This window comes from Haladaptatus sp. T7 (assembly GCF_026008575.1).
Taxonomy (GTDB): domain Archaea; phylum Halobacteriota; class Halobacteria; order Halobacteriales; family Haladaptataceae; genus Haladaptatus; species Haladaptatus paucihalophilus.
The window spans coordinates 105,491-124,719 of record NZ_BROP01000002.1; the positions used below are offsets into that span (position 1 = coordinate 105,491).

The 19,229-nt window shown below is 62.5% G+C and carries 20 protein-coding genes; 7 read left to right on the top strand and 13 right to left on the bottom strand.

The window, feature by feature from the left end:
- The first annotated feature begins 84 nt into the window (after nucleotides 1-84).
- Nucleotides 85-498, top strand: coding sequence for a hypothetical protein (locus tag OPC11_RS06560; protein ID WP_007978996.1), 414 nt, complete (start codon nucleotides 85-87; stop codon nucleotides 496-498).
- A gap of 92 nt (nucleotides 499-590) precedes the next feature.
- Nucleotides 591-2,273, top strand: coding sequence for an AMP-binding protein (locus OPC11_RS06565; protein WP_264781401.1), 1,683 nt, complete (start codon nucleotides 591-593; stop codon nucleotides 2,271-2,273).
- A 12-nt stretch (nucleotides 2,274-2,285) separates the two neighbouring features.
- Here the strand turns inward: OPC11_RS06565 and yciH are convergent, their stop codons facing one another.
- Both yciH and OPC11_RS06575 read right to left on the bottom strand, forming a co-directional pair.
- Entirely contained in the window at nucleotides 2,286-2,561 is a 276-nt protein-coding gene (gene yciH / locus OPC11_RS06570; RefSeq protein ID WP_198292369.1) for a stress response translation initiation inhibitor YciH, read from the bottom strand.
- Nucleotides 2,562-2,672: 111 nt separating this feature from the next.
- The gene (locus OPC11_RS06575; protein WP_264781402.1) at nucleotides 2,673-3,059 is read right to left on the bottom strand and encodes a hypothetical protein; all 387 of its coding nucleotides are present in this window, start codon (nucleotides 3,057-3,059) and stop codon (nucleotides 2,673-2,675) included.
- 84 nt (nucleotides 3,060-3,143) lie between these two features.
- On the opposite strand from OPC11_RS06575, the gene OPC11_RS06580 reads away from it, so the two are divergent.
- Nucleotides 3,144-4,295, top strand: coding sequence for a thiolase family protein (locus OPC11_RS06580; RefSeq protein WP_264781403.1), 1,152 nt, complete (start codon nucleotides 3,144-3,146; stop codon nucleotides 4,293-4,295).
- Nucleotides 4,292-4,669 carry an OB-fold domain-containing protein gene (locus OPC11_RS06585; RefSeq protein WP_264781404.1) on the top strand — a complete coding sequence of 126 codons (378 nt, stop codon included), beginning with the start codon at nucleotides 4,292-4,294 and terminating at the stop codon, nucleotides 4,667-4,669. Before OPC11_RS06580 ends, OPC11_RS06585 begins: the two co-directional genes overlap by 4 nt.
- A gap of 113 nt (nucleotides 4,670-4,782) precedes the next feature.
- Here OPC11_RS06585 and OPC11_RS06590 read toward each other — a convergent pair whose 3' ends face one another.
- The 4 genes from OPC11_RS06590 to OPC11_RS06605 form a co-directional block, all read right to left on the bottom strand.
- On the bottom strand, nucleotides 4,783-5,502 hold the full coding sequence (locus OPC11_RS06590; protein WP_264781405.1) for a hypothetical protein: 720 nt from the start codon (nucleotides 5,500-5,502) through the stop codon (nucleotides 4,783-4,785).
- Between the two features lie 107 nt (nucleotides 5,503-5,609).
- Nucleotides 5,610-6,785, bottom strand: a complete 1,176-nt coding sequence (locus OPC11_RS06595; protein ID WP_264781406.1) for a GNAT family N-acetyltransferase — start codon at nucleotides 6,783-6,785, stop codon at nucleotides 5,610-5,612.
- 133 nt (nucleotides 6,786-6,918) lie between these two features.
- On the bottom strand, nucleotides 6,919-7,701 hold the full coding sequence (locus OPC11_RS06600) for an SDR family oxidoreductase (protein WP_264781407.1): 783 nt from the start codon (nucleotides 7,699-7,701) through the stop codon (nucleotides 6,919-6,921).
- A gap of 108 nt (nucleotides 7,702-7,809) precedes the next feature.
- Nucleotides 7,810-8,256: a universal stress protein gene (locus OPC11_RS06605; protein ID WP_007979014.1), complete on the bottom strand. Its 447-nt coding sequence runs from the start codon at nucleotides 8,254-8,256 to the stop codon at nucleotides 7,810-7,812.
- Nucleotides 8,257-8,394: 138 nt separating this feature from the next.
- On the opposite strand from OPC11_RS06605, the gene OPC11_RS06610 reads away from it, so the two are divergent.
- Nucleotides 8,395-9,822, top strand: a complete 1,428-nt coding sequence (locus OPC11_RS06610; RefSeq protein WP_007979015.1) for a gluconate:H+ symporter — start codon at nucleotides 8,395-8,397, stop codon at nucleotides 9,820-9,822.
- Between the two features lie 391 nt (nucleotides 9,823-10,213).
- Here OPC11_RS06610 and OPC11_RS06615 read toward each other — a convergent pair whose 3' ends face one another.
- Complete coding sequence (locus OPC11_RS06615) at nucleotides 10,214-10,345, bottom strand: hypothetical protein (protein WP_264781408.1); 132 nt, start codon at nucleotides 10,343-10,345, stop codon at nucleotides 10,214-10,216.
- 163 nt (nucleotides 10,346-10,508) lie between these two features.
- Between OPC11_RS06615 and OPC11_RS06620 the strand changes: the two genes are divergently transcribed.
- Nucleotides 10,509-11,276 carry an MOSC N-terminal beta barrel domain-containing protein gene (locus tag OPC11_RS06620; RefSeq protein WP_264781409.1) on the top strand — a complete coding sequence of 256 codons (768 nt, stop codon included), beginning with the start codon at nucleotides 10,509-10,511 and terminating at the stop codon, nucleotides 11,274-11,276.
- Between the two features lie 132 nt (nucleotides 11,277-11,408).
- On the opposite strand, the gene OPC11_RS06625 is transcribed toward OPC11_RS06620, so the two are convergent.
- From OPC11_RS06625 to OPC11_RS06650, 6 genes are all read right to left on the bottom strand, one after another.
- Entirely contained in the window at nucleotides 11,409-14,048 is a 2,640-nt protein-coding gene (locus OPC11_RS06625; protein ID WP_264781410.1) for an MMPL family transporter, read from the bottom strand.
- Between the two features lie 185 nt (nucleotides 14,049-14,233).
- Entirely contained in the window at nucleotides 14,234-14,512 is a 279-nt protein-coding gene (locus OPC11_RS06630; protein WP_018128685.1) for a hypothetical protein, read from the bottom strand.
- On the bottom strand, nucleotides 14,509-14,964 hold the full coding sequence (locus OPC11_RS06635) for a helix-turn-helix domain-containing protein (protein ID WP_007979022.1): 456 nt from the start codon (nucleotides 14,962-14,964) through the stop codon (nucleotides 14,509-14,511). Before OPC11_RS06635 ends, OPC11_RS06630 begins: the two co-directional genes overlap by 4 nt.
- A gap of 227 nt (nucleotides 14,965-15,191) precedes the next feature.
- Nucleotides 15,192-15,926, bottom strand: coding sequence for an amino acid ABC transporter ATP-binding protein (locus OPC11_RS06640; protein WP_007979023.1), 735 nt, complete (start codon nucleotides 15,924-15,926; stop codon nucleotides 15,192-15,194).
- A complete protein-coding gene (locus OPC11_RS06645; RefSeq protein WP_007979025.1) occupies nucleotides 15,923-16,741 on the bottom strand; it encodes an amino acid ABC transporter permease in 819 nt (272 codons plus the stop codon). The genes OPC11_RS06640 and OPC11_RS06645 overlap by 4 nt, the downstream gene beginning before the upstream one ends.
- A 45-nt stretch (nucleotides 16,742-16,786) precedes the next feature.
- Nucleotides 16,787-17,665, bottom strand: coding sequence for a basic amino acid ABC transporter substrate-binding protein (locus OPC11_RS06650; protein WP_264781411.1), 879 nt, complete (start codon nucleotides 17,663-17,665; stop codon nucleotides 16,787-16,789).
- 294 nt (nucleotides 17,666-17,959) lie between these two features.
- On the opposite strand from OPC11_RS06650, the gene OPC11_RS06655 reads away from it, so the two are divergent.
- The gene (locus OPC11_RS06655; protein WP_007979029.1) at nucleotides 17,960-19,186 is read left to right on the top strand and encodes a cytochrome P450; all 1,227 of its coding nucleotides are present in this window, start codon (nucleotides 17,960-17,962) and stop codon (nucleotides 19,184-19,186) included.
- The last annotated feature ends 43 nt before the right edge of the window (nucleotides 19,187-19,229 follow it).

Genomic DNA, 19,229 nt, shown 5'->3' on the forward strand with positions numbered 1-19,229 from the left:
TACGGGAAAACTGTTTCTCGATTCCCGCCGAAATATCGCGGCTCGACTGAACGTTTATTTTCCTCGCCGTTGCACGCGGAGTGGATGGCAACTGTCTCGGAACTGTGGGGGCGGTCGAGTGCGGGCAAACGACACTGGCGAGTCTTCGTCGGCGGGTACGCCGCGGTCGTCTTCGCGCTCCTCGTCGTCGTGACGCTCGCCGGTGGGTCGGTTTTCGCCGACTCGTTTCTGCTTTCCGCGGCGCTGTTTTACGCGCCGCCGTTCGTCTCCGCGGCGAGCGCCTTTCGCGGCGGCGGCGCTCCCGCCAGCCTCGCCGTCGGTCTCGCACCCGGCGTTTTGTTCGCGTTCGTCGTCGGGAGCCGCGCTCTCGTCGGCCACCCCGTACAGGGAGAAGCGCCGCTCTGGGCGCTGACCGTTGGGTTCTCACTCCTCGGCGTGGTCGGAGCGCTGCTCGGGTACGGGCTCGGAAGGGGCGTGCTCCGCTTCGTGGAAGGGTAGCTGATTCGGATGACGTGAAAGGAGGGGAGGGAAGGGAAGTCGCGGAAGGGAAGTCGCATTGGGCGCTGAGCTCCGGCGGACGCTTCTGTCCGATGCGTGATACCAGACGACACAATCAAATAATCGACCACCGCAGTTCGGGACGGATGCAAATCGACTACCAGCGCGAACTCGCGGAATTCGAGTGGGACATCCCGGAGGGGTACAATCTCCCGGCGGTCATCGAGTCCCACGCGGCGGCGTTCGGCGACCGACTCGCCGTGCAGTTCCGGGACGACGACGGGAACGAGGCACGGCGACGGTTCGCCGACCTGCGCGACGATATGAATCGGTTCGCCAACGCGCTCGAATCGCTCGGCGTGGGCGAGGGCGACCGGGTGATGCACCTCCTGCCGCGCCACCCCGACGTGTTCGCCATTCAACTCGGGGCGCTGAAGCGCGGCGCGATTCTGGTGCCCTGCTCGGCCATGCTGAAACCAAAGGACATCCAGTTCCGGGCGAACGACTGCGAGGCGACGACGATAGTGTGCCACGACGAACTGACCGACATGGTAGAGGCCGTCGCCGACGAGACGCCGCTCGACACGATGGTCGTGCTGGGCGGGTCGCGGATGGGCGAGTGGGAATCCTTCGGCACGCTCATCGACGGGGAATCGACCGAACACGACGGGCCGGACATCGGTCCACAGTCGCCGATGTCTATCAACTACACGAGCGGGACGACGGGACAGCCGAAACCCGTGCTCCACCGTCACCGTTGGATGCACTGTTTCGAACGCGTCAACGGGCGCTACTGGTGGGGCGTCGAGGAGGGGATGGACTTCGAGGACGAACTGCTCTGGGCGACGACGGGCACCGGGTGGGCCAAGTGGTTCTGGAGTCCGGTCGGGGTGGCGCTGACGACGGGGGCACCGCAGTTCGTCTACCGGGGCGACTTCGACCCGGAGACGTTCCTCTCGCTGCTCGAATCGGAGGGCGTCACACGCCTCTGTGCGGTGCCGACGCAGTACCGGATGTTCACCCAAGTGGACGACATGGCCGACTACGACCTCTCGCTGAAGCAAACGCTGTCGGCGGGCGAACCGCTGAACCGCGAACCGATTCAGGCGTTCGAGGAGGCCTTCGACGTGACGCCGCGCGACGGCTACGGGCAGACCGAAACCGTCGCCTTGGTGACGAACTACCCCGGTATCGACGTGAAGCCCGGAAGCATGGGCAAGCCGACGCCCGGTCTCGGAACCACCATCATCGACACGGTGGACGAGGAAGAAGTCGAGCGGGGAGAAATCGGCGAAGTCGCGGTTCCCGTCGATAGTCCCGCCATCTTCGACGGCTACTTCGAAAAGCCGGAATTGGACGAGCGGACCTTCTCGGGGGCGTACTACCGAACCGGCGACTTGGCGAGCGAGGACGAAGACGGCTACTTCTTCTTCGAGGGCCGCGCCGACGACATCATCATCTCCTCGGGCTACCGCATCGGGCCGTTCGAGGTGGAGGATGCGCTCGTCGGCCATCCGGCGGTCGCCGAGGCCGCCGCCGTCGGCAGTCCGCACGACGAGCGCGGCAACGTGGTCAAAGCGTACGTTATCCTCGCGGAGGGCTACGACGGGAACGACGAACTCGTCGAGGAGCTACAGGAGTACATGAAAGAGGAGACGGCACCGTACAAGTACCCGCGACGTATCGAGTTCGTGGACGAACTGCCGAAGACGTCGAGCGGAAAAATCCGACGTATCGAACTCCGAGACAGGGAAATGTCGAAGTTCGGAGACTGACCCTCGCCGCTTTTATTCGACCGCGAAGCCCTTGTCCTGTAGTACCTCCGTGACCCGCTCACGGTGGTCGCCCTGTAGTTCGATAACCCCCTCGTGTACCGTCCCCCCGGTCGCCATCTTCCGCTTGAGTTCGGACGCGAGGTCCTTTACGTCCACCTCGCCGGTGTCGAACCCCTCGACGATGGTGACCGGTTTGTCGTAGCGCCGTTTCTCGGTTCGGATGACGAGGCGCGTCTCGGTTCGCCCCAAATCTTCGTCGATGCCGAGTTCTTCCGGCAGTCCCGTGATGGAACTGAAGTCGTCTTTGTCGTTTGCCACGGCACACGAACTATGCCACCCAGTACCTTGGTTCTGTCTAATATCAGAAAACCCACATCATGAGGCGGGTCCCAAAACCGTTCATCGGCACCCCGGACCGTCGTTGTGAGAGAAGATGCCCACGTTGCCGGACCGATAATCGAGTATCACGTCGTGGCAACCGCGTTTCGTAAAGGTCGCGTGAGTGTGAGCCGACCCGACGCTCACGCTGAGCGTGTATCGCCCCGGTGTCGTTCCCCACGTTCGGTCGGCGACGGGGATAGCGATGGGATCATCGTGCTCCACTCGCCGAGAGAATCGATGGACGGTACTTCCGTCGCGTTCGATTCGGACGCGAAAGACGTGCGGTTCGTCGTCGTAGTTCATCAAGTCGAAGTGACCGAGCGTCGCCTCGGGATCGTTGAAAATTCCGACACACCCGGCGGTTACACCCGTACCGAGGGAGACGAGGAGGGCTCTCCGTTGCATATCTGACACGATACCGAACCGCGACAAGTGCTTTTTGTTGTCGAAATCTCAAGCTTCTAAACCCGTCCCCCCGTCGTGGCGACCATGGAACGAGTCGCAATCATCGGCGCGTCGATGACCCAGTTCGGGCAGCGCGACGCGTGGATACGCGAACTGTTGGCGGAGGCCGGGGAGGCTTGCCTCGACGACGCGGGCGTCTCGCCGTTGGAACTCGACCACCTCTACGTCTCGAACATGGCGAGCGGCGAGTTCGAGGGGCAGACCGGCGTGCCGAACGCGCTGGCGCACGACCTCGGCGCGCTCCCGGCGTACACGCAACGCATCGACCAGACGAGTTCGAGCGGCGGCGCGGGAATCTACGCCGCGTGGCAGTCGGTCGCCTCGGGAGCGAGCGACCTGACCCTCCTCGTCGGCGGGGAGAAGATGACTCACGAGACGACCGCCGAGGCGACGGACGTCATCGCCTCGCTGACCCATCCCGTCGAGTACAAACACGGACTCACCCTGCCGAGTTTCGCGGGACTCACCGCCCGGCGCTATCTCCACGAGTACGACGCGCCGCGCGAGAGTCTGGCCAAGGTCGCCGTCAAGAATCACAGAAACGGCGTGGACAACCCACACGCGCAGTTCCGCAAGGAGGTCGATGTGGAGACGGTGATGGAGTCGCCCATCGTCGCCGACCCGCTCCGCCTCTACGACTTCTGTCCCATCACGGACGGAAGCGCCGCGCTGTTGTTCTGCCCGGAATCGGAGGCCAAGCAGTACACCGACGAGTACACCGTCGTCTCCGGAATCGGCGGCGCGACCGACACCCACGTCGTCCACGAGCGCGACGACCCGACGGTGATGGGTGCGGCCGTCGAGAGCAGCGAACTCGCCTACAACATGGCCGAGCGAGGACCCGAGGACATCGACGTGGCCGAACTCCACGACATGTTCACCATCCTCGAATTCCTGCAGAGCGAGGCCGTCGGCTTCTTCGAGCAGGGCGAGGGCTGGAAAGCCGTCGAGGAGGGCGTCACCGACCACGACGGCGACCTCCCAATCAACACCTCCGGCGGCCTGAAATCCAAGGGCCACCCGCTCGGCGCGAGCGGCGTCGCACAGGCGTACGAACTCCACCAGCAGTTGCTCGGCAACGCCGGAAAACGACAAGTCGATGCGGAGGTCGCACTGGCCTGTAACGTCGGCGGATTCGGCAACTGCGTCATCACCACCATCATGGAGCAAGCATGAGCGGAAATTCGAAATTCGAAGCGCACCGCTGTCCCAACGGCCACCTCTCGTATCCGGGGCACCCGCGGTGCCCAGAGTGTGCCGAACCGCAAGACGAAGCCGTCGATTTGACCGATAGGACCGCCGAGGTCGTCACGTGGACGACCAGCACCGCGACCCCGCCCGGCGTCCGCCAACCGAACCACATCGCCATCGTCGAGTTCGACGTGGACGGCGACTCGGTGCGGGCCATCGGGCAGTTGACGACGGACGGCGTGGAAATCGGCGACGAAGTGCGGCCCGTCTACGCCGACGAACTCCGCGACCCGGACGCCGGAATCCGCGAGAAGGCGAGTCAGGAGTGGGACGGCTACCGGTTCGAACCCGTCGAGTGAGCGCACGGTCGTCGTTTTTCCATCCGGTTCGAAACCCCGTCGATGGTTCGAGCGGGGACGCTGAAACAGAACGAAGAACGAGAAGAGGGGAGAACAGAGGGAGAAGAAGGGGCTTACGCGTCGGGGTCGTCGTCGGGACCGGATTCGTCATCGTCGGAAGAGGATTCGTCATCGGCGGAGGGGGATTCGTCATCGGCGTCCTCGTCGCCGCTGCCGTTGCCGCGAACGCCCAACTCGTCGCGGATGGAGCGGAGTTCGGCATCCACATCCACTTCGGGTTGGTCGACCTCCTCTTCCAGTTCCGCTTCTTCGGCATCGGCGTTGTCCGCGAGTTCGCGCCCCTCGTCGGCCTGTTCGCTCCCGGCCGAAACTTCCTCGCGGATGTCGTCGCTGAGTCGGCGGGCGTCTTCGAGGATGCGTCGGGCGCGCGGTTCCTCGGGTAGGCCACCCTCGGTGAGAGCACCTTCGACGTCGTTCAGCGTATCCTGCAATCGGTCGAGAGTGGCGCGACTCGCCCGTCCGGCGCGGGCGCTGAGGTCGGAGCGCGCTCCTTCCGTCGGGTCGTATTCGGGGTCCACGAGGCGGATGATCTGCTGGAGCGCCTTCAGCGCGCGGACGTTCGCTTCCAGCATGGTGATGAGCGTCGGGATAGCGTACTCGCCGGTAAACGAGAGGACTTCCCGGGGCGTCGGCGGGCGGGGCAGTCCCATCGGCCCGCGCGGCGGTTGCCGAAGTTCGGTCTGGAGGCCGCGCAGGGTGGTTTCCAGTTCCTCGATTCGCTCTTCGAGGTCCTCTCGGTCGTCCCGGTCAGGGTCGTCCCGGTCGTTCGACATAGGTGACCGTTGGCACCGCAGAACAAAAGTATTGGTCGGTCGGAATGTGCGGGTCGGTCAAAATGAGCGGGTGGGTCGGAACATTCGGGTCGGTCGGCGGTCGGGACTCAGAACCCTTCCGTGAGGAACACGTCCCGCTCGGGGAACAGCTCGGCGAGGTTCGCACGCGCGTCGTCGGTTTCGATGGAGAGGTTTCCGAACCGTTCGGCGTCTTCGACGGCGTGGTAGCCCACGACCAACTGCGAGAGCGTGTTCACGTCGGTCACCGCGTCGGGGTCGGCGTCGGTGCGCTCACAGCGAACGACGTCGCCGGTGTCGAGTTCGAACGTCCCTTCGTTCCACTCCGCCAGCGGGTCGGTGACGCGGAGGACGACGTTGGCGTCCGCATCGTACGCGATGCTTTCGAGGGCGCGCGGGACGTCCACGAGGCGGAACATGGGACCGGCGTTGATTTGGCAGTCCACGTCACGGGGATTCGCCACGATGTCGAGGAGGTCGGTGGATTCGGGGACGTATGTCAGCTCGACGGTTTCGACTTGCGAGTCGTGGTACTGCACGAACCGCAGGAGGTGGCGGTATGCCTCGTCGTCCATGGCCGTCAACTCCCACACTTTGAACCGTTTGCCGTCGTCCTCGTCGTGGACGGTGTAGACGACGTAACCGCGCGCTTCGCCGTCCCGCATCCACGCGTACACGTAGGGGTCCCGCTTCCAGCCCTTGAAGACCCGCTCTCGCCACCAGTCTTCGGTTCGGTCGGTGCTGAGGGCGTATCCCTCGGTCATCGCGTCGAACGCGGGAACGAGCAGTTCCCAGTCGTCGGCGTCGAGCGGCCGAAACTCGCCCGCGGGTTCGATGTCCAAATCGAGCGCGTCCGGGGTCGTCTCGTATTTCGTGTGCTTGTTCGCCGTCGCCCAGCCGTACTTCCGATAGAACTCGTAGGAGAAGGGCCAGAGGGCCGAGAAGTACACCTCGTTCTCGCGGTACTCGGCGAGCGATTCGGCGAGCATCTCACGCACCAATCCACGGCGGCGGCTCTCGGGCGGCGACGCGACGGCGGACAGACCGGCCATCTCGTGCCACTCGCCGCGGATACGAGTCGTGAACCAATGGTGTTTGCACACGCAGAGCAAGTCGTCGCCGTCGAAGAGTCCGCGACGGTCCCCGAGTTCGGGGTCATCGTCGTCCTCGCCGATGTCGGGACCGTCTTCGGGTTGGAACGCGTAGTACAAAAATCGCCGATACTCGTCCTTGTACTTCGCGGGAATCGGCCGATAGTCGGGCATGATTAGAGATTGATGAGAAGCGAGAAATAGGTTCGTGTCGGGCAGTTGGACCGCATTTCGCGGTACGAAAGAAGGGATATCGGGGAAGTATGTCGGATCGATATGAAAGGCGAAATACAGGGCAGAACGAACTCTATGACTTGCTTCCCCAACCGAACGAGAGCCATCCGCCGTCCGGGTGGAGGATTTCGCCGGTCATGAAGTGTTCACCTTCCGCGAGGAACGCGGCGCAGTTGGCGACTTCCTCGGGGGTTCCAAACCGACCGAGCGGCGTGCGGTCGATGACGTCCTGCTCGTCGAACCCTATCTGGTCCTGTGCGTCGTCCACCATCTCGGTTCGGATGTAGCCGGGGGAGATGGCATTGACGTGGATGTCGTGTTCGGCCCACTCGACGGCCAGACAGCGGGTGAGGTTGTTGACGCCGCCCTTCGACGTGTTGTACGGCGTCCGGCCGGTCTGGCCCTGTTCGCCCATCATGCTGGAGATGTTGATGATGCTCCCGCCGGTTCCCTGCTCTATCATCTGTCGTCCGGCGAGTTGCGCCCCGGAGAAGGCGCCGGTCAGGTTCACGTCGATGACTTGCTGCCAGTCGGAGAGCGACATCTCCTCGGCCGGGCCGCGGATGTTGATGCCCGCGTTGTTCACCCAGACGTCGAGGGAGCCGAACTGCTCGACGACGTCCTCGACGAGCGATCCGAGCGAGTCGGCGTCCGTCACGTCGGCTTCGATGGCAACGACGGACTCTGAACCCGTCTCGTCCGCGATTTCCTCGGCCGCTTCGGCCGCCCGCTCCTGCGAGCGTGAGTTGACGACGACGTTCGCGCCCCGGGACGCGAACTCCTGTGCGATTGCGAACCCGATACCGCTACTCGACCCCGTTACGACGGCGGTCTGGTCGTGCAATGTGCTGGTCACGGTTGTTGGCTATCGCGCTGCCGTTTTATTATTCCGGTTGTTTCGTCACTATTTGCACACTAAACCGTGTGAAACTGGACTATTGTTGAATAAATGGTGAAGAATCAGTTAATCCGTAAGAACGGTGACCGGTCCGTCGAAGTCGAGAATGACTTCCTGTGTCGCGTCGCCGAAGAGGGCCTTTCCCGTCGGCGAGCGCTGTCGCCCCGTAACGAACACGTGGTCGCAGTCGTACTCCTCGGCGGCGGCGAGGATTTTCTCGGCCTTGTTGCCCAGATAGCCCGTCACGTCGTACTCCACATCGAGTTCGGAGAGGACCTCGTCACCGATGTCACGGGCGAACTGCGTCGCACCCTCCTCGGCCTCGCCGACGGTGTAGCTCGCCGAACTGCTCATGAGCGATTCCATCGCGTCCCGCCGAGCGCCGTACTCTTGTTCGGTAGTGATATGCGTTAGAATCAAGTCGGCGTCCAATCCCTCGGCGATGATACCTGCTTCGCGAACGAGTTCCTTGGCCGCCTCCGTAGGTTCGACGACGGCGAGTGCACGGTCCATAAATACCGCAAATAAACGAGAAATAATAAAACCAGCGTTCGTTTACATAGTGAAGAAATAATACAATCTATTTCAAATATACTGTTTGTTAATTATTCATCTTTATTAAATTATCGCTATTAAAGGAAAATGTTTTCAATGAACATCAATGACATGGAGTCGCAATCCATGGCAATCGAATTCGCACAGAGTCCGCTGTTGACGTTCGCAGCCGGACTGATTTTAGTCATCCTCCTCCTGGTCGTCTGGGACCTCCCGGCGTTCGTCGGGCTAGCTATCTCCGCATTTGGTGTCGGATTACTCAACGCGGTATTCGTCGCCGACTTCACGTTCGGCGACGCGGCAGCACGAACGGCGACGGAGTTCGGGAACGGGATGGCCGGTATCGGTATTCCAATTCTAATGGCATCGGTTATCGGAAAGTCGATGCTCGAGAGCGGTTCCGCCCAACGTATCGTTCGGGCGTTCCAATCGGTCGTTGGAAAGGAAAATTCGGACATCGCGCTGTGGGGCAGCAGTACCGTACTCGCGATTCCTGTGTTCTTCGACAGCGTGTTCTACCTCCTCGCGCCGCTCGCACGTTCGATGCGCGCACGTGTGGGGAAGAATTACGCGCTGTATCTGATAGCCGTCGGGGCAGGTGCCTCGGTGGCTCACGTCTTTATCCCACCGACGCCGGGACCGTTAGCAGTCTCGGATCAACTCGACATCGCTAACCTCGGGCTGACCATTCTGGTCGGTATCGTCGTCGCCATTCCGTCGGCGATCATGGGAGGTCTGGTCTACGGCCGCTGGATAAACAAGCGGATGAACATCCCGCTTCGGGATGCCATGGGAACGACGACGGAAGAACTCGAAGAGCGTGCGAACCGGGACAACAAGAACCTCCCCAGTGTGCTCGAATCGGCCATCCCCATCATCCTCGCAATCGGGTTGGTCGCCTCCTACACCATCGTCGATACGTTCAAGGACCCATATCCGGTGCTCGCGAACCTGCAACCGGTGGTCGCGTTCGTCGGGGACAAGAACGTCGCGCTGACTATCGCCGCCATCGCGGCGGCGTACACCTACCTCCGCTGGTCCGACCTCTCGCGGTCGCTCTGGGAGGAGGAACTCACGGAGGCGCTGAAGAGCGGTGGAAACATCGCCGCTATCACCGCGATGGGTGGCGCGTTCGGTGCGCTCTTGGCCGCGTCCGGAATCGGGTCGTACATCGCAAGCCACCTCAAGGGCATCGGCATCGGCCTGCTCGTGACCGCGTGGCTCATCGCCGCCATCGTTCGCGTCGCGCAGGGGTCGGCGACGGCCGCCATGCTCACCGCCGCGGGAATCATGGCACCGCTCACCGCACAGCTATCGGTTAGCCCGGTGTACATGGTGATGGCCATCGGAGCGGGCGGAAACATCTGCTCGTGGTACAACGACTCCGGGTTCTGGCTCGTCAAGGAAATCGGCGGGCTTACGCAAGCGGAGACGCTGAAGACGTGGACCGTGTTGACGACGATCATCTCCATCACGGGCCTCGTGACGGTGCTCGTCATCTCGACAATCTTCCCACTGGCGTAGTTCGAACCCACCGAAATTCCCCGATTTTTCCGGAGCCGTCGCTTAGCAGTGGAAAAGCCACCTGACCCCCACGGAGAATCATAGTCAAGCGACGAACGCGCGCCCTGTTCGAATTCGGTGTTGCCGCGATAACGTTGGTCGTTCAGATACGCCATTGGCGGGCACTGCTGAACGACGACCGACCGTGACGTCGGCGGTGTGCGAACGAAACGCCGTCGCCGTCTGCTGTTCATCCTGTGCACGGGCGCTGCCCGGCGACGATTCCTGCCACAAACGGGAGCGTTCAGGGACAACTTCGGCGTCGGTCAAACACCCGGGATGGTCGTTTATCGACTCCGGTACGGCGTGCTTCGGCCGCTTCCCGGTACGGACGAATAGAAAAGTCGGCCGATTACAGCACCACCGAGAGGAACTGCTTCGCACGGTCCGTCGGCTTGGGCCCGGTTTCCGGCTCGAACGCGTACCGCAAAAACCGCTGATACTCGTCTTCGTATGTGGCCGGTATCGGCCGATAGTCGGGCATGATTAGAGATTGACGAGGAGCGAGAATTATGTTCGTTTCGGCCACATGTATCGTATATCGATATATGAAATCGGGGGGTTCGAGCAGGGGTATCGTCCGCCGGGAAACCGGCGCAGCCGACCTGAAAGTCAGCTATATGCTCGTCGCGGAACCATAGCCATCCATGAAACTCGGACGGATACGGGTGTATCCCATAAAAGGGCTCGACGGCATCGAGGTCGATGCGACCGACATCGTACCGGGTGGCACGATAGCCTACGATAGGGAATTTGCACTCTTCGACGCCGCGGGCGACGCCGTCAACGGGAAGCAAACGGATATGTTCCAACGGCTGTCAACGGATTTCGACCCCGCTTCGGGTGAGCTGACGATAGAAACGCCGGACGGAGAGACACGCCTCTTCGACCTTCCCGAGCAACGCGAACGGGCCGAACGGTGGTTCAGCGACCGCTTCGAGATGGACTTGACGCTGCGTCGGGACACGGAGAACGGGTTCGTTGACCGGCGAAAGTGGGGGCCGTCGGTTATCAGCACGGCCTCGTTGCGTGCCATCGCGTCGTGGTTCGACGGGATGACGGTCGAAAGCGCGCGGAGACGACTCCGCGCCAACGTCGAAATCGAAGGCGTTCCCCCGTTTTGGGAGGACCGATTCATCGGTGACGGGTCTCCCGCCTTCGAAGTCGGCGGTGTCCGATTCGAGGGCGTCGAGGCGTGCAATCGGTGCGTCATCCCACAGCGCGACCCGGACACGGGCGAAGCCCTCCCAGAATTCCGCACGCGATTCATCCGAAAACGGCGGGAGACGCTCCCGGACTGGGTGGACGAGAGCGCGCTCGACCACCACTACGCGGCGATGCTCATCGCCCAGATACCCGAGTCGGACCGCCATCAAACGCTCCGCGTCGGCGATGCCGTCAAAGTAGTCGAATAGGCCCGAACGGATTCGACAGCACGGCACGGAGCCACGATTTTCGAACCACGACGGGCACGGAAAATAGAGAACACGGGGACAGTCGAAGGACCGCTTGCGACCGTCGAATACCGTAAAAGACCGGCAGCGTTTTCAGTTCGCCGCTTCCCCGGATTCGACGTTCGTCCGTCGTCCCAGGAGTCGCTCGCGGATTACGAGGAGGCACGGAAGCACCGTGACGCACGCGACGAGGGCGTACACGATGCTCAATCCCGTCACCGTCCCGAACCGCCGGAGCGGAGGCGAGAGCGCCAACGCGAGCACGCCGAACCCGGCGGCCGTCGTCACCGCGCTTCCGAGGAGCGCGCCACCGGTCCCGACGATGGCGGCCGAGAGCGCCTCCCCGAGCGTGTCGTGACGAGCGCGTTCGTCCACGACACGTTCGCCGAGGTGGATGCTGTAGTCCACGCCGAGACCGATGGCCAGACTGGTGATGATGACGGTTTCGCTGTTGAACGGAATGTCGAGCAACGCCATCGTTCCGAGCAGCCACGCGAGCGCGATGAGGACGGGAACGAGGAGCACCGCACCGAGTTCGGGTGCACGGTATCGCCACCAGTACAACCCGACGAGGAACACGAGGATGACGCCGAGCGTGATGGAGAATCCCTCGACGAGCGTCTCGAACAGCGCGCTCTGGACGACGGCGGTAACGACCGGCTGACCGGTCGCAATCGCCGTGACGGGGGCACCTCGTTCGACCGCGGTGGCGACGGCGCGGACGTCGCTCGCGCTCGACTGCGCCGAGGCGTCGCCCGCGATTCCGACGATAACGCGTGCGGATTCGTACGACCCGTTCGCGTCACGGTAGAGGACCGTCGCCGCGCGTTCGGGAGCGGCGTCGTACAACCGGTCGAAGACCGCCGCGACGTCTTCGTCCGGGAGTCCGTCGCCGTCACGGTCGCGGTCGTCGATTGCCGCGGCCACCGTGTCGTTCGTGGCGGCCACGTCGCGCAGGACCGTCGCGGGGCTTTCGACGGCGGCCGACCCGTCCGGCCGCAAGACGATGGTGCCGTTCCGCCCGCCGCGTTCCGTTGCAGTCGTCGTCGCCGCATCGAGCGCCGCGAGTGATTTCGGGTCGGTGACGGTCCCACGGACGAGTATCTGCGCCTCCGACCCTTCACCGCGCTGCCGGAAGTTATCGCTCAGGTACGCGAGGTTGGCGCTCACGTCGTACTGGTCGGGCGCGAACGGTTCGGGGAGCGAGTGCATCCACGCGGGGGCGTCCTGCGGGATGAAATCGGCTTGGTTGAACTCCGTATCGATGCCCGTCGCGCCGTAGACGCCGGACGACGCGAGGAGGACGGCGACGACGAGGACGACGACGGGTGCCCGTTGGGCGAGGTTTGCGGTACCCGAAAGCGCGCGCCGAATCGGTCCGTTACCGCCGCCGAACGCCGAACGCAAGCGGGGACGGCCGCGGCGGTCGAAGAAGCGTTCGACTTCGAGTTTGACCGCCGGGACGAGCGCGGCGAAAACGACCAGCATGGCGATGATGCCGGTGCCGCTCAGGAGCGCGAAGTCGCGGATGGACGCCAGCGGACTGACGTAGTTCGAGAAGAACCCGATGGCGGTCGTAAACGCCGCGATGACCAGCGCGAGGATGACCCCGGAGAGCCCCGACCGCATCGCCATCGCCGGAGACCGCCGGTCGGTATCCGAATCGTCGGTATCGAGGGCACCGGTCCGCGCCTCTCGGTACCGCATGACGACGTGCAGCGAGTAGTCGAGGCTCAACCCGATGAGGAGGAACGGAACCGCGATGAGGAGCGAACTCGACGGAATCCCGAGCCACGCCTGCGCGCCGCTGAGCCACACCATCACGACGCCGACGCCGAAGACGCTGATGAGCACGTCCACGAGGTCGCGGTAGGCGAGGGTGAGCGCGATGAGCAACAGGACGAGGGCGACCGGCGTGATGATGATGAAACTGTCGCCGATGGCCCGCGACGAGGCGTCATCGACGATTCCCTGCCCGAAGACGAACGCGTCGTCGAAGCGCGAATCGACCAGCGACTCGATGGCCACCTGCGCGTCGTACGCGGCTTGAGTCGCGGCTTCCGAGTCGTCCGTTCCTCGCTGGAAGACGAACGTAATCCGTGCGTCGGCGCTCGTCGTCCCCGGTTCGTAGTTCGAGGAGAGGAACTCCGTCGGGTCGGTTCCCGGAGTGGTCGCGTCGGAATCGAGCACCGTTCCGACGAGGGACCGGACGTCGGCGGGAGAGCGCGTTTCGAGCGCGCGTATCTGCTGGTCCAACGTCGGCGACGGTGGACGGGTCGCCGGAGCACCGGCGTTCGTCCCGGACCCGTTCTTCGACGAGTTGGCCCGTTGCCGTCGCACGTCCTCCGCGTACGCGGCGGTTGCGACGACGTTCTCGATGCCGACGAGTCCGCGGTCGGCGCGGAGCGTCCCGTTGATGGAGTCGTCGTTTCGTATCTCGCGTTGGAGACGGAGACTTCGAAGCAAGGACTCGCGGGAGAGGACGTTTCCGTCCTCGGTTCTCACGACGACTTGGCTTACTATCGCGTCGTTCGTCCCGTACGTCGCCCCGATTTCGTCGAGGGCTTTCTGTTCCTGCGACGTGGTTCCGGCTTGGCCGATGGGCGCGTCGCCCGTTTCGCCGATGACCGCGCCCGCACCCACGACCACCGAGACGAGGAGCAAGAGCGCGATGACGAGCCGGCTCCGCTCGACGATGGTGTCCGCGAACCGTTCCGCTACCGTCCGCTTCATCGGTCACCACGCGGTCCCGAAGCGGGTCGTCGGTGCGGCACGTCGAACGTGAGGGTACCTTCAGTCATGACTCTCATTACGATAGTCTCCACAGGCATCGAACAAGAACCGATGGTGGGGTCTCACAACGTGGGACAACCTCGAAACGTGGAGGGAAACCGGTTTGTGAACGGACGAAAACGCCGCTATTGCCCGTACAGTCCGACGACCATGACGCCGAACCCGACGCAGATGATGGAGCTTTCGAGGAGCATCCCCATCGTGAGTTCGACGTGGAGGAAGTGGTGGAAGACGCCGACCAGCACCGTCCCGACGGTGATGATGAACAACCCGATGGCGAAGTAGCGAAGTCCCGCGAACTGCGTGCGCTCGTAGGCTCGGTAGGCGAGTAGAGTGACGACCCCGCCGAGTCCGAGCGCGGTGAACTTCACGATGACGAGGAGCCACGTTATCGCGTCCATCATGATTCTTTTTTCATCTCCGTCCAGAAAGTCGCCATCCGGTCCGTGGCGTCCCGGTCCGGCCGCTCGACTGAAACCGTGAACTCGTCGTTCTCGTCGATGCTGATGGAGATATCAGTAAAATCGCGCTCGTAGAGGGTGGCGTTCGGTCCGTCGCGTCGAACCTCGGTGTACTCCCGCACGAGTCCGGCCTCGCCGAGTCGTTCGAGTTTCCGATACACGGTCGAACGGGGCATGTCGCACTCGGTGCGGAGCGCGGTCGCGGACGTGGGTTCGCGTAACGCCGTGAGGAGCGTTCGACACTTGTCGTCTTCGAGCGACCGCAGGACCACCGACGGCGGCGGGGACGTCCGGTCGTCCGACGGTTCTCGGTTCATGTCTGTAGACGGCTCGGTCGTCTCCGTCCGCTCGGGAACCAGTAACAACCGGCTCCAATCGACGTTGTGTTCGTTCATTCGGGTCGCCGGGACCGCTCGATGCGACGTGCGGAATCGGTCCCGTATCTACCCGTCATTTCCGGGCAGGTGTAAAAGAGACATCGACTCGTCCCAGAAGCTTGGAATTGGGTTCCGTCTCACGAAAACGAGGGGGGGAGTACAGGACAGTCGGGAGAAATGAAGGTCGGTCGAAAGGAATTCGACGGGACCGTCGAGAAAGGTGGGACAGGAGCGTTCAAAAACCGCTACAGCACCATCGAGAGGAACTGCTTCGCACGGTCCGTCCGCGGGTTCTCGAAGAATTCCTCGGGCGGCGCGGTTTCGATGACGTGCCCGTCGGCCATGAGGACGATTCGGTCGCCGACTTCGCGGGCGAAGCCCATCTCGTGGGTGACGACCATCATCGTCATGCCGCCCTCGGCGAGTTCGCGCATGACGCCCAGCACTTCGCCGACGAGTTCGGGGTCGAGCGCGCTCGTCACCTCGTCGAACAGCATGACGTGCGGGTCCATCGCCAGCGCGCGAGCGATGGCGACGCGCTGTTGTTGCCCGCCCGAAAGCTGGTTCGGGTAGGAGTCGGCTTGGTCCTCAAGGCCCACGTCGGTGAGGAGTTGCTGGCTCCGTTCGTCCGCCTCCGCACGCGACAGTCCCTTCACGTCTATCGGCGCGATAGAGACGTTCTCCAGCGCGGTCTTGTGCGGGAAGAGGTTGAAGCTCTGGAACACCATTCCGATGCGCTGGCGGAGGAAGTTGATGTCCACCGTCGGGTTGGTGATGGACTGTCCTTCGATGCGGATGTCGCCGCCCTGTATCTCCTCCAAGCGGTTCGTACACCGCAACAGCGTCGATTTCCCGCTGCCGCTCGGGCCGACGACGACGACCACTTCGCCGTCCTCGATTTCGAGGTCGACGTCCTTCAGGACGTGTGCTTCGCCGAAGTACTTATCAACGCCGTCGAACTCGATTTTTGGAGTATTCATCGCTGTTCACCCCATGCAGCGCGCTCTTCCAGCATACGCACGAGTTTGCCAAGTGGGAGCGTGATGGCGAGGTACGCTATCGCCACGAGGACGAGCGGCGTCCACGCGTCGAATTGGTTGCTGTTGACGTTCCGGAAGAGGCTGATGAGTTCGCTGACGGCGATAACCGACAGCAACGACGTGTCCTTGACCAGGATGATCTGGTCGTTCCCGACCGCGGCGAGGGAGTTTCGGAACGCCTGCGGGAGAATGATTTTCCGCATCGCACTGATGTAGGACATGCCGAGCGACCGCGCGGCCTCCATCTGACCGTCCGGAATGGAGTTGATACCGCCTTTGATCGCCTCGCCGGAGTACGCCGCGTGATTCAGCGAAAGGCCGATGATACCGGCGTACCAACCCCACCGGGAGAAGTTTCCGATGCCGAACCTCGGGAGTCCGATGTACAGGACGAACAACTGGAAGAGGAGCGGCGTTCCGCGGAAGAACTCGACGTAACACGTGGCGACGGCGCGAGTGAATTTCGTTTTCGACACGCGACCCAAGCCGATGAAGACACCGCCGATGAGCGAGAGGACGCTCGAAACGACGACGATTACGAGAACGTCGATGTACGTGCTGATGAATCGCGGGAAAATGGTCACCAACAGATCGTAATCGACGAAATCCGTGAGGATACGGAAGATGACGTACGCGATGAGAAGCGAGAATCCTCCAGCGACGGCGATTCCGAACCATTTGAGTCGGGTGTCGGTCAGTAGGCCGTCGCCTGCGCGGTGTTCGGCGGCAGCGTCTTCGTGATATGTCTCTGCCATAATATATCAAGTTATAGTTGTTTGGTGAAGGCGACGTCCGTGGAATCAGCCCTCGAAATACTTGCCGTATATCTCGTCGTACGTGCCGTCGTCCTTGATGGCTTTGATGGCCTCGTTCACCTGTTTCCGGAGGTCATCGTCGTCCTTGCGGAACGCGATGCCGTACTCCTCGATCGTCAGCGTGAGATAGTCGGGTGCGTTCTTCCCCTGCTTCGCGGCTTCTCCTTCGCCTTCGAGGAATACGACGCCGTCCATCTTGTTCACGAACTCCGCGTTGACGGTGTTGTCGTTGATGACCGCGACCGCCTGCTGGTTCCGCAGCGCGTTGAACGCGCCCGCAATCTGGTCGTAGCTGTGAATCGTGAGGCTGCCACCGAAGTCCTCCTTCACTTTTTCCGCCGCACTTTCGCCGGTCGTCCCCTTCTGGACGGCGACGGTCTTGCCTTTCAAGTCGTCGAGCTTCTCGATGCCACCACCCTTGCGAATCGCAACGGTCTGGTACGCCGTGAAGTACGGGTCGGAGAAATCGACCTTCTCGGCGCGCTTGTCGGTGATGGTCATCGCGCTCATGATCAGGCGGAAGTTCTTGTTTTTCAGACTGTCGATGATGGTGTCGAAACCGGCCTTCTTGAACTCGTACTCCCGGTCGAGCTGTCCCTTGAAGATGGCTTCCGCGATACCGGGGTCGAACCCTTCGAGCGACCCGTCCGCCGTGCGGTACTCGAACGGCTTGTACGGTATATCGGAGCCGATGAGTATCTTGCCGGTGTCGGAATCGTCCTTGCCGTCCGAACTGGTCTTCTTGTCGTCATCGTTGTCGCCGTTGTCGTCGCTACCGCTGCCACCAGAGTCGCCCAAACAACCCGCGAGCGCCAGCGCAGCAACTGCTCCGGAACTCGCTTTGAGGTAGGTTCGTCTATCCATGCTATGAAAGCATTTACCACAATTATATTAGCCTTCCGTCTCAGTTCCGTGCGAATTGAAAGTCGGGCAAAGTAACGGGCTTTCACCGTGAATACTGTCCGTCATCGTTCGCAATATTATCCTATTGTTCGCTAATTAATCGTCATCGGGACAGAATGGTCATAAAAGAATTCTGGAAATAGCGTCGAGGAGGACCCTCCTTCACTCGAAGTTTATCCGGGCGTTATTTCAAGGAACCCGAGGACCGATACGAGAAGGGTAATCCTGATACGCCGCGCCCCTGTAGTGTCAGGGATGAGTTCCTCCGACCCACAGGGTTTGCAGGCGTTCCCCGACGAACTATCCGAGCGAGAAGCGTGGCTCGAGCCGTTCGACTGGTATCGGGAGATGCGCGAGCGGGCACCGGTTCGGTACGACCCGACGCGGAAGGTGTGGGACGTGTTCCGATACGACGACGTAAAGGAGATGCTCGACGACGACGAGCGATTCTCCGTAAGCCCGCGGAACGCGAGCGGATTTCAGGAACCTGAGGGCGAGGAGGCGGGCGTCATGCTCGATACGATGCTCCTACAGGACCCGCCGCGACACGACGAACTCCGCGGCGTCGTGGACGAGGAGTTCAGTCCCCGAACGATTCGGGAACTGGAGCCGCGTATCCGCGAGTTGACGACTGAGTTGCTGGACGACATCCTCGATAACGGGGACGAAATCGACCTCGTGTCGGAGTTCGCGTACCCGCTTCCCGTCATCGTCATCGCGGAACTGCTCGGCGTTCCGACGGAGGACCGCGAGCAGTTCAAAACGTGGTCGGACGCCATCGTCTCGGCCGCGAGCGAGGACGAGAGCGGCGCGGAGTTCGTCGAACGCCAAGAGGAGATGCGCCAAGAGATGGCGTTCTACTTCATCCAACTCATGGAAGACCGGCGCGAGAATCCGCAGGACGACCTCATCTCGACGCTCGTCACCGCCGAAATCGACGGCGAACCGCTCACGCATCGGGAAATCCTCGGAACGTGTATTCTGTTGCTCGTCGCCGGGAACATCACGACGACGAACCTCATCACGAACGCGATGCGGTCTTTCGACGAGGTGGACGCCGTGGACGAACTGGCGGGCGACGACCGCGCGCTCACCACGGCCATCGAGGAGGTACTTCGCTACCGGTCACCCGTGCAGGCGATGACCCGCGTGGCGATGGAGGACGTGACGATGCACGGCGAAACCATCGAGGAAGGCGACCAAATCGTCGTCTGGCTCGGTTCCGGGAACCGCGACGAGCGGCAGTTCGACGACGCGGACGAGTTTCGGCCCGACCGCACCCCGAACCAACACTTCGGGTTCGGCTACGGCACCCACTACTGTCTGGGTGCGCCGCTCGCCCGACTCGAAGCGAAGGTCGCGCTCTCGGAACTGCTGTCCCGCGTGTCGAACGTCACGATTCCCGAGACGACGCTCGAACCGACGCGGAGTTCGTTCATCTACGGCGTCGAGTCGCTTCCGATTCGCTTCGACCGCGAGTGAGACGGGGCGACAGAGCTTATCGACGTGGGAAGCGTCTCTACCG

Bases quoted from the DNA above. Each gene is read 5' to 3' on its own strand.
- OPC11_RS06620 (WP_264781409.1), top strand. From the start codon at position 10,509: ATGAAACTCGGACGGATACGGGTGTATCCCATAAAAGGGCTCGACGGC.
- OPC11_RS06575 (WP_264781402.1), bottom strand. From the start codon at position 3,059: ATGCAACGGAGAGCCCTCCTCGTCTCCCTCGGTACGGGTGTAACCGCC.
- OPC11_RS06610 (WP_007979015.1), top strand. From the start codon at position 8,395: ATGAACATCAATGACATGGAGTCGCAATCCATGGCAATCGAATTCGCA.
- OPC11_RS06585 (WP_264781404.1), top strand. From the start codon at position 4,292: ATGAGCGGAAATTCGAAATTCGAAGCGCACCGCTGTCCCAACGGCCAC.
- OPC11_RS06635 (WP_007979022.1), bottom strand. From the start codon at position 14,964: ATGAACGAACACAACGTCGATTGGAGCCGGTTGTTACTGGTTCCCGAG.
- OPC11_RS06655 (WP_007979029.1), top strand. From the start codon at position 17,960: ATGAGTTCCTCCGACCCACAGGGTTTGCAGGCGTTCCCCGACGAACTA.
- OPC11_RS06630 (WP_018128685.1), bottom strand. From the start codon at position 14,512: ATGATGGACGCGATAACGTGGCTCCTCGTCATCGTGAAGTTCACCGCG.
- OPC11_RS06650 (WP_264781411.1), bottom strand. From the start codon at position 17,665: ATGGATAGACGAACCTACCTCAAAGCGAGTTCCGGAGCAGTTGCTGCG.
- OPC11_RS06565 (WP_264781401.1), top strand. From the start codon at position 591: ATGCGTGATACCAGACGACACAATCAAATAATCGACCACCGCAGTTCG.
- OPC11_RS06560 (WP_007978996.1), top strand. From the start codon at position 85: ATGGCAACTGTCTCGGAACTGTGGGGGCGGTCGAGTGCGGGCAAACGA.
- OPC11_RS06640 (WP_007979023.1), bottom strand. From the start codon at position 15,926: ATGAATACTCCAAAAATCGAGTTCGACGGCGTTGATAAGTACTTCGGC.
- OPC11_RS06595 (WP_264781406.1), bottom strand. From the start codon at position 6,785: ATGCCCGACTATCGGCCGATTCCCGCGAAGTACAAGGACGAGTATCGG.
- OPC11_RS06615 (WP_264781408.1), bottom strand. From the start codon at position 10,345: ATGCCCGACTATCGGCCGATACCGGCCACATACGAAGACGAGTATCAG.
- OPC11_RS06625 (WP_264781410.1), bottom strand. From the start codon at position 14,048: ATGAAGCGGACGGTAGCGGAACGGTTCGCGGACACCATCGTCGAGCGG.
- OPC11_RS06605 (WP_007979014.1), bottom strand. From the start codon at position 8,256: ATGGACCGTGCACTCGCCGTCGTCGAACCTACGGAGGCGGCCAAGGAA.
- OPC11_RS06645 (WP_007979025.1), bottom strand. From the start codon at position 16,741: ATGGCAGAGACATATCACGAAGACGCTGCCGCCGAACACCGCGCAGGC.
- OPC11_RS06590 (WP_264781405.1), bottom strand. From the start codon at position 5,502: ATGTCGAACGACCGGGACGACCCTGACCGGGACGACCGAGAGGACCTC.
- OPC11_RS06580 (WP_264781403.1), top strand. From the start codon at position 3,144: ATGGAACGAGTCGCAATCATCGGCGCGTCGATGACCCAGTTCGGGCAG.